General features: G+C 50.1%; 13 protein-coding genes. 3 read left to right on the forward strand and 10 right to left on the reverse strand.

Going from position 1 to position 11717, the window contains the following annotated elements:
• The first annotated feature begins 283 nt into the window (after positions 1-283).
• Complete coding sequence (locus I2I11_RS01585; protein WP_196265907.1) at positions 284-1234, forward strand: mechanosensitive ion channel family protein; 951 nt, start codon at positions 284-286, stop codon at positions 1232-1234.
• 43 nt (positions 1235-1277) lie between these two features.
• Here the strand turns inward: I2I11_RS01585 and I2I11_RS01590 are convergent, their stop codons facing one another.
• The gene (locus I2I11_RS01590) at positions 1278-1763 is read right to left on the reverse strand and encodes a hypothetical protein (RefSeq protein ID WP_196265908.1); all 486 of its coding nucleotides are present in this window, start codon (positions 1761-1763) and stop codon (positions 1278-1280) included.
• A gap of 153 nt (positions 1764-1916) precedes the next feature.
• On the opposite strand from I2I11_RS01590, the gene I2I11_RS01595 reads away from it, so the two are divergent.
• Entirely contained in the window at positions 1917-2414 is a 498-nt protein-coding gene (locus I2I11_RS01595) for a DUF4112 domain-containing protein (protein WP_196265909.1), read from the forward strand.
• Here the strand turns inward: I2I11_RS01595 and uvsE are convergent.
• The 4 genes from uvsE to I2I11_RS01615 all read right to left on the reverse strand — a co-directional run bounded on the left by uvsE (position 2403) and on the right by I2I11_RS01615 (position 6487).
• Positions 2403-3302 carry a UV DNA damage repair endonuclease UvsE gene (gene uvsE, locus I2I11_RS01600; protein WP_196265910.1) on the reverse strand — a complete coding sequence of 300 codons (900 nt, stop codon included), beginning with the start codon at positions 3300-3302 and terminating at the stop codon, positions 2403-2405. The genes I2I11_RS01595 and uvsE overlap by 12 nt on opposite strands.
• Before the next feature lie 58 nt (positions 3303-3360).
• Complete coding sequence (locus tag I2I11_RS01605; protein ID WP_196265911.1) at positions 3361-3996, reverse strand: carboxypeptidase-like regulatory domain-containing protein; 636 nt, start codon at positions 3994-3996, stop codon at positions 3361-3363.
• A gap of 245 nt (positions 3997-4241) precedes the next feature.
• Positions 4242-4877, reverse strand: coding sequence for a hypothetical protein (locus I2I11_RS01610; RefSeq protein WP_196265912.1), 636 nt, complete (start codon positions 4875-4877; stop codon positions 4242-4244).
• A gap of 365 nt (positions 4878-5242) precedes the next feature.
• Positions 5243-6487, reverse strand: coding sequence for a metallophosphoesterase (locus I2I11_RS01615; RefSeq protein WP_196265913.1), 1245 nt, complete (start codon positions 6485-6487; stop codon positions 5243-5245).
• A 156-nt stretch (positions 6488-6643) separates the two neighbouring features.
• Here I2I11_RS01615 and radC point away from each other — a divergent pair, with 156 nt between their 5' ends.
• Entirely contained in the window at positions 6644-7369 is a 726-nt protein-coding gene (gene radC / locus I2I11_RS01620) for a RadC family protein (RefSeq protein ID WP_370582901.1), read from the forward strand.
• Between the two features lie 318 nt (positions 7370-7687).
• On the opposite strand, the gene I2I11_RS01625 is transcribed toward radC, so the two are convergent.
• The 5 genes from I2I11_RS01625 to I2I11_RS01645 form a co-directional block, all read right to left on the reverse strand.
• Positions 7688-7888, reverse strand: a complete 201-nt coding sequence (locus I2I11_RS01625) for a YwbE family protein (RefSeq protein WP_196265914.1) — start codon at positions 7886-7888, stop codon at positions 7688-7690.
• 166 nt (positions 7889-8054) lie between these two features.
• On the reverse strand, positions 8055-8567 hold the full coding sequence (locus I2I11_RS01630; protein WP_196265915.1) for a hypothetical protein: 513 nt from the start codon (positions 8565-8567) through the stop codon (positions 8055-8057).
• A 5-nt stretch (positions 8568-8572) separates the two neighbouring features.
• Positions 8573-8806, reverse strand: coding sequence for a hypothetical protein (locus tag I2I11_RS01635; protein ID WP_196265916.1), 234 nt, complete (start codon positions 8804-8806; stop codon positions 8573-8575).
• A gap of 173 nt (positions 8807-8979) precedes the next feature.
• A complete protein-coding gene (locus tag I2I11_RS01640) occupies positions 8980-10827 on the reverse strand; it encodes a pyruvate kinase (protein ID WP_196265917.1) in 1848 nt (615 codons plus the stop codon).
• Positions 10828-11070: 243 nt separating this feature from the next.
• Entirely contained in the window at positions 11071-11616 is a 546-nt protein-coding gene (locus tag I2I11_RS01645; RefSeq protein WP_196265918.1) for a DUF1697 domain-containing protein, read from the reverse strand.
• Positions 11617-11717: the final 101 nt, after the last annotated feature.

Genomic DNA, 11717 nt, shown 5'->3' on the forward strand with positions numbered 1-11717 from the left:
AGTATAAACTTTAGGTATAAGTACACATGTGAAGCATCTTTGGTCCGGTGCTTTTCCTTACCACCATATAACAGTACGCCCGTAATCCTATGTTGATTTTATAACTGAAGAAGACAGTTATGGATTCTGCGTGTGTCTTTACCTCAAAACCCAATCAACTCCCCAGCGCCATGCAACAGCATGACTTGTAATCCGTTTCAGGTAGCAGGCCATTAAAATAGTAGCTACAGCCGGCACTTGCCAGTACCTGGCGCGAACGCCTGCCAACAACCAATCTACAGTCATGCAGAATTCTACTTCTTTTGATTTCAGTAATACCCTTGATGATCTGACCGCAGTAGTAAATACTTATTGGGGAAGGTTCCTGTTTCTGCTGCCAAACATTCTGGCCGCTGCGCTGATTTTCTTTATTGCCCTTTGGCTGGCATCTAAAGTAAAATCGTTGCTGGAGGTCCACCTGATAAGCAAAGCACACGACCGGATTACGGGGCAATATATTGCTACAGTTTGTAAGTGGGCTATTCTGGTAATAGGGGTACTGCTGGTGCTGCAGACGCTGGGCTTGGGTGGCATAGCGGCAGGGGTGCTGGCTAGTGCCAGCTTGTCGGCGGTGGTCATCGGGTTCGCTTTCAAGGATATCGCCGAGAACTTTCTGGCCGGTCTTATCCTGGCGTTTAACCGTCCTTTTGAGGTAAATGACAGCATCACCGTAAACGAGCACACAGGCAAAGTAATGGCCCTCGATCTGCGGACAACCCACATCAGAACATTCGACAGCCGTGATATTTTTATTCCGAACGGCAACATTCTGACTTCTGCGGTTACTAACCTGACCAAAAACGGCCTGATACGGATGGACTTTGTAGTAGGCATCGACTACAACGACAACATACAGGACGCTATTAACCTGATAGAAAAAACGGCAACGGGTGTAGAGGGCATCCTGCACAAAGATCCGCCTTATGCTACTGTAGATGAGCTGGCAACCAATACCGTCAATATCAAAGTTTTCTTTTGGGCTGAAACCGATGACTATAAAAAAGGAGTGGTGCTGCTGAAAGGAAAAATAATGCAGCAAGTGAAAGAGGCGCTTCTGCACAACGGTTTCGGGTTGCCGGCCAATATTCAGGAACTCAAACTTTACGATTACCAGAAAGATATTCCTGTGCGACTCTTAAAAGAGGAAAATTCGGATGCGGATGCCGCAGATGCTGATTCCAAAGAAAGCGCTTGATGGAAGTATAAATCCTGCAGAGCGGACTACTACGTTGTAAAAGCTATTGTCTTTTAGTGAACGAATGCCGCACCACCATTTTTGCGGCTGTTTTGGTGTCAGTTGAGTCCTGGTAAGCCTGGTTTTGATATACATTTTCCCATTCCATGGCCGAGCCCGAAATAGATTTGATAACTGTATTTGAGTAGCCGCTGCTACCTAAAGTAAAAGTAATACGCGGCGTGCCTTCAATCTCTGATAATTTGAAAGATGCGGTTTCCAGTGTTTTTATACTGCTGGTTGAGTCGTTTGTAAACAGGGTGGAGTCCAGGATGATGGCAAGGGTTTTATCCGTAAACCTGTATACCAGGCTGTCAGGCTGCGGCGAGCGTTCATAAACAAGCTTATCAGAGGCATCATAATATTCCTGCACCACGGCAGTATTTATCCAACTACCCTGTAGCTGGGCGGCAACGGCCGGATCAGCCGTTTCGATGGTCTGGCATCCTGCCAGCAAAAGCAGGAGCGGAAGGAGCAGTAGCTTTCGCATAAATTTGATATACTTTTTTGTGGTAAATACGGCCTGTAAGCCTGCCGCAAGTAAAGGTAAGCAATAGAGGCATCAGATTCTATTCGTTTATATGGCAGCAGGTCCACTTTTTTATACCTGCACCTACAGGTATTATTCCCGTATAAGCAGCTTATGGCATACGACAACACGCGCTACAACCGCACTCCTCAGTCTGAGAAACTAAAATGGGTAGACCACGTGTCGCACCTGATGGATAGCCAGTTCCGGGTGCCCGGCACCAGTTTCCGCTTTGGCCTGGACCCAATTCTGGGGCTGCTGCCCATTGCCGGCGATCTGGCTTCCTTTAGCGTATCGGCGATGCTGATTCTGACGATGGCACGGCATGGGGCGAGTGGCAAACTGGTGGCGCTGATGCTGCTCAATGTGGGCCTTGATACGCTTATCGGCAGCATTCCCATACTTGGCAGTCTTTTCGATTTTGCTTTTAAAGCCAACGACCGCAATGTGCGCCTGCTGCGCCGCCATTATGAAGAAGGCAAATACCAGGGCAGTGGCAAAGGCATAATTATAGGCGTTGTTGTCGGGCTTGTGGTGTTGCTTATACTTTTGGTGTGGGCGCTGTGGCAGATGGGCGAATGGCTGTTTCACCTGCTTGGCTCATACTTTTAGGCGGCCAAGCGCGCGGGCTACTTCCACGGCTTTCAGGGCGCTGGCTTCTTTGTTTTTTATCTCCAGCATAATGTCCATGTTCAGGCCTTCGGTTTCTACCAGAAAGTCGTGGAAAGCTTCTTCCTGTATACTTTGCACGTGCTTGCCCTTGCGCTCGCCCGGCGATTGTGCACTATAATCCATCATCAGGATACCGTCTTTTGCAGCATCCCAGGTGGCAGCGGCCATTGCTACGGCTTCATGCATGGGTTCGCCGTTGTTCACACATTCGTGGTGCAGGTTATCAAAAATGATGGGCACGCCGGTGAGTTCGTGTAGTTGCAGGCAATCCTGCAAAGTATAGGTGCGATCGTCGTTTTCTACACAGAGGCGGACTTTCACAGCTTCGGGCAGGCTGGTATGGTATACTTCGGCAAAGCGCTGCATGGCGGCAGGTTTATCGCCGTACGCGCCGCCGCCATGTATCTGCAGTTTAGCCGTTGTGTCGAGTTCCATCAAATCAAGTATACTTCCCTGGTATACCAGTTCGGCAATGGAGTTTTTTACCGTTTGCCCGTTGGGTGAGTTGAGCACCACAAACTGATCCGGATGCATGGAGATGCGCATGTTGTTGTTCCGGATGTAGCTGCCCAGTTCCCGGAAAGTACTTTTGAAGTGATCCTGCCAGTTATACCTGTTTATTTCGTGCGAGGCAAAAGGCACCAGATCGGAGGTAAGGCGGAAGAAGAGCAGGTTATGCTGCACGTTGTATTCGAGGATGCGTTGCAGGCAGGCCAGGTTCTGTTCCACGGTTTCCAGCAGGCGCTCTTCGCTGTAGGAGGCAAGCCGGAAGGTGCGGGACGAACTACAATCCAGGGTTTGGTTGATGCAGGGATATCCGATTTTCATAGCAGGTTTGGGTTTAGTATACCCATAACCTAATCAGCAGTACAATGTTTTGCTGGTTTTACTCGTAACCGGTGTTATTCTTGAAGAACTTATTATACTCCTCCTGCTCTTTTCGCCGGCGTTCTTCCTCTTGCTGCTTCAGCAACTCATTCAGCTTGCGTTTTTCTTTGCCTTCCTTCGACAGCATATCATACAGCAAGGTAGCCGGGCTGCCAATAGTAGCGGCGGGCGCTGCCGGCGGAGGCGGAGGCTCCAGGCCGGGAATATAACCGGGCTTTTTCACCTGGCTGGTTTCCTGGCGTTTCATGTTGCGCAGGGCGCGCTGTATCATTTCCGGCGAGGGGCGGCTTGTTATTTCTACTTCGCCCAGCAGCACGCTGTCTTCGTTCATCACAATGTTCACGCGCAACTCCGACACCGGCAAGGGCTTGGGCAGGTATAGTACCGGCTTAAAACCTAAAGCCCGGATAAGCAGCGTGTCTTCCTGTGCTACGTCTATTTTAAACTTACCGTCTTTGTCAGTCAGCACACCCATCTGGCTGTTTACCTTTACTACGGTAGCGCCGGGTATAGGCGTTGTGCGGTCTGATTGCAGCACCGTACCACTTACCCTTATAGTTTTCTGGGCTACGGCCGGCAGACAGCAGAGCAGTAGCAACAAGGTAAGCAGGCAGAACAGGGGCTGTTTAGGCATGTATAATTCGATGGAAGAGCGGCTGCGGCCCGGAACAATTTACACTAGTACGACAAAGTTCGCCAAAAAGTATGCCAACGTCAAATAATATAGCGTTTGATAGATGCGCAGGTGGCGTTAAGCCGGAAGCGCAGCCGTAAAAAGCAGAAGCCTGCAGCTACGGGTGCTGCAGGCTTTGGAAAGTATATTTAATTTAAAGAGATGTCCTGGCTTCAGGCGTACTGCCCGGTTCTGCTGCATGCTTTTTACTCTTTCATTCTACTGGTTGGATCGGTAAAGGCAACGTCTATTTCTTTCTGCATCTTATCATACTTGGCGCGGTTCTGCTCATACATTTTCCATTGCTCGGGGGTGAGGATGGTTTGCAACTGGCGGTTGGCTTCGTCGTTGATGCGCTGGCGGGCTGCCTCCATGTCTGCTGCCGGCATAGTAGTGTTATTGTTTGCCTGGGCATTTGCATCGGCGCGCAGGGTATCTACGGTGTTAGCTTCTATAGGGGCATCTCCTCTGCTGGCACTGCCGGTGCCCACATCCGAACCGCCGGAGCTGCTGCCGGCCGTATTGCCGTTGCGCAGGTCGCCGAGCTTTTTGCTGCGGTTATAGTATACATCACGCACACGTGATTTCGTGCCGTCATTCAGTTGCAGGTCGGCAGCTACCTGTGCAGTCATTTCGTCTGCGTTGCTCCTGTATTGCTCATCAATATCGGTATTTGTTTCGGAGCCGGGTATTGCGGCATAATCACGGATGTGCTCCGGGTCTACATCCTCGTTGTTGTTCGCATCTGCCACCTCCATAGAAGTACCTTTTTCATCGGTGTTGCAGGAAGTAGCAAAAAATATGGTGCAGACAGCAAATATAGAATAGCAAATCTTTTTCATAGTGTGACAGGCGTTAAGTTTGAATAGGTTAAACATCAGCAAATAGTATAAAAACCGATGTGGGGTGCTGTTGCTGTTTTACGGGCACTACAGGTTAATGTTTGTCGGGTAAATGCATTGGCAAAGGGCAGCCCAGCTGTAAAAGCACAGCAAAAGCAGCTGGCCAGGAGTTTAAAATCCTGCTTGGAATGGCATGATGTAAAGCATAGAAACAGGCTTCGTAAGCTATTAAAAGATGCGCTTTTCAGGTTTGTCTTCCACCAAATATAGAAATGCCTGTACAGTACATTACAGGAAAGCAAACACCGGGTATAGGCACTGCCCTGATGCTTAAAAGCTGCTATACTTGCTGGAAATGTATCCTGTCAGGCTCTCTTCAGTTCAAAAACCGTAATCTCAGGCAGAAAGCCTACGCGGCCCGGATATCCTAAAAAGCCCAGGCCGGTGTTTACATACAGGTACTGGTTCCCTTTTTTATACAAACCGGCCCACTGCCTGTACATGTACTGCACCGGGCTCCACTTCCAGCCGGGTATGTTGATGCCAAACTGCATGCCGTGGGTATGGCCTGACAAGGTGAGATCGATGTCCTGGTACTGCTGGTTCACTTCGCCATCCCAATGCGACGGATCATGGGAGAGGAGCACTTTAAAGGGAGCCTGGGCCGCGCCCGCGTAAGCTTTGTTGAGGCGGCCATACTTCGGGAAGCCGGCTTTGTTGCCCCAGTTCTCTACGCCAAGTATGGCAATGTGCTCGCCGTCTTTTTCAATAATGCGGTGCTCGTTCATCAGGATATCCCAACCCATTTTGCCGTGGCTGTCAATCAGGGTAAGTAAATTTTTGCGTTTCACCTCCGGGCCCGGCCAGGCTACATAGTCGCCGTAGTCGTGGTTGCCGAGCACTGAGAAAACGGCTGTTTTAGCTTTTATTCCGCCAAGTGTGTCGATGTGTTGCTGCACTTCCACGGCCATATTGTTCACCAGGTCGCCGGTAAAAAATACGATATCGGCATGCTGTTGGTTAATCAACTGCACGGCTTCCTTGAGCGGATCGGTAGAAGTAAAACTGCCTGTGTGCAAATCCGATATTTGCAGCATTTTATACCCATCGAAGGCTTGCGGCAGGTTGGGGAAGCGTAGCGTAATGTGTTTCACGCGGTACTCGTAAGCTCCTTTCACCATGCCCCAGATAAAAGCTGTCAGCGGAACAGCGGCAACCACCAGCCCCAACTGGCTCAGGAATTTGCTGCGCGACGGATCGAAAGCGGCCTCGTTGCCGGCGCTGTTGAGGGCTACCTTGCCCAGGCGCAGCACGTCGTCCAGCATCAGGAAAACGACCACCACCAACTTGGAAGCGAAGATAATGAAAAGTGTGCTCGCCAGGTAAGTCTGGAAGGCGCTTGGCGGCGCACCACGTGTAACGGAAATGAGGACGAAGGTGGCAGCCGTAACTACAAAAACCGCCCAGTAAATAACATACATAATGCGCTGCACTGCAGGCGGTAGCGTTTGCGAAACGATTCGGACGGACTGGAAAACATAGAGGTCTATCAGAAACAGGATCAGAACCACTATTCCTACGGATAGGAACTTAGAGAATAATCGTTGCATAAGTATAAATTCATAGCAGGCAAGGTTGCCTGTGCCTGTTTTAATATAGCTGGTTAAAGTATAATTATTTTTAAATTCAAGGAGGCTCCGGCTGAACTAATTTCTGCTGAATCGGCTTGAGGTAACATTCCACTACTTATCAAAATCTGTACCGCTGTGAAAGATGCTGCCATTGCTTCCGAACCTGTCCTTTACGAGGCCTCGCTTAACATCAAAACCTGGGCTGAAGAAGACCGTCCGCGCGAAAAGCTGCTGCTGAAAGGCAAAGCTGCTCTCAGCGATGCCGAACTGATTGCCATACTTATCGGCTCGGGCACTGCCAAACTTACCGCCGTAGATGTGGCCAAGCTTATACTTGCCGCCGTAGGCAACGACCTGAACGAACTGGCGCGGCTAACGGTCAAAGATTTGATGAAGCATAAAGGTATTGGCGAGGCCAAAGCCATCTCTATCGTAAGCGCGCTGGAACTGGGCCGCCGCCGCAAAGAAACTGCTGCCACCGCTAAAACGCGCATCACCTGCTCCACCGACATCTATAACTACATCAAGCCACAATTGTTGGACTTACCGCACGAAGAGTTCTGGATTATACTGCTGAACCGCGCCAATGTGGTCATGAAAAAGGAAAGCATTAGTTCCGGTGGCGTGGCCGGCACCGTAGCCGACCCGAAACTTATCTTTAAAAAGGCGCTGGAACAGCTGGCAAGTTCGATTATACTGGTGCACAACCACCCGAGCGGCAACATCAAACCCAGCGCCGCCGACATCTCGCTCACCCGGAAAATGAAAGAAGCGGGCCAGTTTCTGGATTTGCCCGTGCTCGATCACCTCATCTTTACCGACAACGACTACTACAGCTTCGCCGACGAAGGAATTCTTTAGGAGTTAGAAAGTTAAAGGGTTAAAGAGTTTGGGAGTTAAAAAGTTAGAGGTATGAGTGAAGAGAGGTTGAGGAACATTATAAAAGACCTCGCAGCGTGCGCAGCTCCTGCGAGCGTCTGGCCTGCTACGAAGCAATTGTCTGAATCAGGATTTTCAGGATTAAAGAATTTGCTGGATTATTATACTTTAGGTTGAAATCAACTGTAGCTGTTTTTAAAGTTTATACTTCCTGCATCCTATCCATTATCAATCTAAAGAGCTAGCTGTGTGTCAGACGCTCGCAGGAGCTGCGCACGCTGCGAGGTCTTTAACGCAAAATCAGTCTTCCGGCAGAATTTCCTGCACGCGGCCTACTTCGCCGGTTTCGAGCCGCACTTTGATGCCGTGCGGGTGCGCGGGCGAATTTGTCAGGATGTCTTGTACATAGCCTTCGATGAGGCGGCCAGTGCGCTGGTCTTCCTTCAGCACAATATTTACATGCAGCCCTGGTTTGATGTTAGCGCGTTTTTTCCCGTCCATAGTTAAGTTTTATACTTGCTTGACCGCTTTAGCGCCGATAGCTCTGTTTATAGCTACATCGGGCGGCAAATGCCGCAGCGGGTACATCGGTAAAGGTAGCAAGAACGCTTTATACTTCAGGCTGATAACTTATGCCGCTCGGAAATAGCATAGTATAGGTTAGCCATTAAGGTTGCGGCTGTTTTGTTACGATGTTAAGGTACAACGCATCCTCGTCAAAGCTGAAGCGGGCGGGTGCCGTAACGTCCTGCTTTTTAACTTCTACTTTCCGGATTTCCTCCAGGTTGGCCAATAGCAGTTCGGGGTTACCTACCAGTTTGTCGTTTATGGCTACCGGCAGGTTCTGCTGCTGTGCCGGCACTTTAAAAGCAGTATATACCTGCTCCATACGCGCCAGTTGCATGTTGTTTTTTAAGGCGATTAGCACGGCGCCGTCTTTTGCCTTGTCTCCAAACTTAGCTGTTGCTTCCGCCCCTTTGTACACGTTTATACTTTCAATCAGGTTCGGATCGAGGATTAAAGCGCCCATTGCTGTTTTCTCATCGCCGACCAGCACCAAAGGCTGTGGCAGACTTATACTTCCCTGCTTTGTTACTTGTGCGGGCATTAATTTCTGTTGCTGCGCCTGTGCCGTAAGGCAGATAAAAGACAGCAGCATTGCTGCAAGGTATGCTTTCATAGGTTTTATTTGTTTTTGTATTCTTTGGCTTGCGTGTGCAGCCACTCGTTCCGGTTTTCCATGTCTCTTATTTGCTTCATCTGCAGCAGGATGGCTGTAAGTATAAACAGGTGGCCCGCCAGAACAAGGTGCATGCCAAGATCATGGATTGAAAGGTGCAGGAGGCAAACTGCGGCGCCGGCTACAATCAAAAGTGCAGCCGCTACATAAAGCCACTTTACCGGGTTTTGTTGATTCATCAGCTAAAAATTTGATTAAACCAATTGCTATACCTAATTGTACCCTGCCTGTAAACCTGTTGGGCAGCGAAAAATAAATTTATAAAAATAATTCTATAAATCACAAATTATACTTGTGATTTTGAAAGGTATAGCGCAGGAACAACCGGAAACCTGTAAAAGCATTGCTGCGGTTATTCCGTTTGTTCCTGCATATCGGAAATGTGCAGGCTGCCCAGCATAGACGTTTTTTTGTGCTGATGCGCCTGCATACGGGTCAGGATGTCGTCCAGGAGCTGGATGGCCTGCACGATGTAAGGCCCCTTGTTCAGCATCACGCAGTCGGCGCGTTGTGCCATGGCAGCATCCGTTATCTCGGCCCGCGAAGGGCGGCCTTTCTTGGCCAGCGTCTCCAGCACCTGCGTAGCCCATACCACGGGCAGGTGTGCCGCCTCGCACAGCCACAAAATCTCTTCCTGCACCTCGGCCAGCCGCTGCCAGCCACATTCCACCGCCAGATCGCCGCGCGCAATCATAATGCCGGCGGGGTAGCTGCGCATAACCGCCAGCAGCAGGTGCGGCAGGTTCCGGAAGGCTTCCTGGGTTTCTATCTTCAGCATGATGGCTGCATTTGTCGCACCCAATTGCCGGAGTTCCTGTTGCAGCGCCTCCACCATCGCTGTATTGTTTACAAAAGACAACCCCACAATGTCGGCATGTTTGGCTACAAATCGCAGGTCTTCTTTGTCTTTTTCGGTGAGGCCATGCAGGTGAAGCTCCGTTTCGGGCAGGTTAATGCCGTTGTCGGCCCGCAGCTTGCTGCCTGCATCGCTGGCATACGTTATCTGTACCAATAGCTGATCAGGGCTCACCTGCAGTACTTTGCCTTCAATTTTACCATCGTTGAACAGGATTGGCTGGCCGGCTTTTACATGTGCAAACACTTCCGGCAGCGTACATGAGATGTGAGCAGGCTGCACCACATGGCCCTGTGCATCGAAACGGGCGGGCTCGCCGGGTATAGGAGCTTTGGTGAGCACCAGGAAATGATCTTTTCTGAGCAGGAGGGGTGGTGTTGCAGCAGGCAACTCACCGACAGCAGCCTTCCGCGATGCAACGGTATCGGTTTTTACTTTCAGCTGGGTACCCGTTGTGATATAAGAGGTTTTAAGCAGGTGCGCCATCACCCCGTTTGCCTCTTTGTGCACCACCGATAGTTGCCTGCGGCGGCCACGGGTATCGGTAAAGTATAAAGTATCACCCTGCTGTAGCTGCGCCAGCCAGTCGGCCTCCAGGGGCAGCGTGGCGTCTGCCTGCACGGGCGGCGTTATGCCCGCAGGCGCGAGCCATACTTTGGCCGGGGCGGTTACCTGCCCCAGCTCGTTTTGCACCGGGCGGATTACCAGCAGGGCTGGTCCTGGTTGCAGCGGGCCTGTACGCAACTTTGGCCCCATCAGATCCATCAGGATTTTGCAGGGGAGATTAAGTTCGCGGCTTGCCCGCTGCACATGCTGTACCATTTGTAGCCATACTTCGGGGTGGTCGTGGGCACAGTTAATGCGGGCGCAGTTCATGCCGGCTTTCATTAGGCGGCACACCAGTTCATAGTCATCGGCCAGGTCTGAAGAGAAAGTAACCATAATGCGGGTGCTGCGGCTGCCTGGGGCAGGGCCAAGGAGATCCTGCGTGTGGCTCGCCAGAAGCGCCTGGCTCTCTGAAAAAGAAACAGGCAAGGGTTTTCCGTTTGGTGCGCAGTCGGCTAAGTGGCACAACTGGTGGCGTACCGCTTCCAGGCTGGTCAGCACATGCGCCTCAGCCCTGCCCAGCGATGAAAGGCCCAGCTGTGCCAGGCTTTCCTGCAGTTCGCGGATGTCGTGCTGGCGCAAAGCCAGGTAATGCAGCAGGTTCCGGGCACTGTTTCTGAAATTTGGATGCGCTTTTTCGATAAGTGGCTCAAATTTCTGTTCCAGCTCCAAGGCCTGTTGGTGCAGCTGGTCCAACTGGGCAATCAGCGCTTTGTAATGTTCTTCGTTGTGCGGCATGGCAATTAACCGGTTTATACTTGTTTATCCTACAGCTATAGCTGCGGGAGCCGTGATGAGGGCGCTACAGGAAAGGTGTAGAATAGCGTCGGCATGGCAGGCTAATAGCTGCAATTTGCTGAAAGCATTAAAGTTAAGCAAAGGTTAGGCAGGTAAAAGATGCCTGTTGTAAAGAGAAACTAAGAATAGCTGTTCCTGTCTTCCTTTCTGCTGGTATTCTTCAAGCAAGCCAAAAGGATTCGTTCAATCTGCAGCCATGTTGGCTAACCTGGCTACCGTTTTCCAGTTGCGGGTTGTGGCGGCTACTTTCAGTTTGTTCTCGAAGAACTTGTTAGATAATTTGGTTTCTCCATACTTGTCGGGGCAGTGCAGGAATACTTCTCTGCCGATAATAACAAACTGATCGGGTGGAGAGTGGAAGCCTTTTATACTTTCCAGCTTTTCCTGTTCCGGAATTTCATTCAGGAAAGTAACATGCAGTTTCTCCTGGTCAATGCTCATATCTTTTAAAAAGGGATTTACAGCAAGTATGTTTTCCATTTCTGCAGCAGTCCGGATGATGACGGGCACGTGGAAGTTATACTTTTCAGCAATGGCGGCCTCAATTTTTCCGGCAAGCTCCTTTCCGTTACTGCCTTCTGGAGCGGTAAAAACAACATTGCCACTCTGGATGTAAGTGCTGACGTTTTCGAATCCCAGATTTTCGAACAGCGCTTTTAAATCAGCCATCAGTATTTTCTTCTGGCCACTTACATTGATGCCCCGCAGAATCGAAATAAAGGTTTCCATGTGTTTTTATAAATGACCAGATAAAATCAAATAGTTAAAATTAATATGTAATTACCTGAAAGGAACACATCAGATGATATCAAGAAGTCTGCTTCACCTTA

Source organism: Pontibacter rufus (assembly GCF_015694705.1).
Classification (GTDB): Bacteria; Bacteroidota; Bacteroidia; order Cytophagales; family Hymenobacteraceae; genus Pontibacter; species Pontibacter rufus.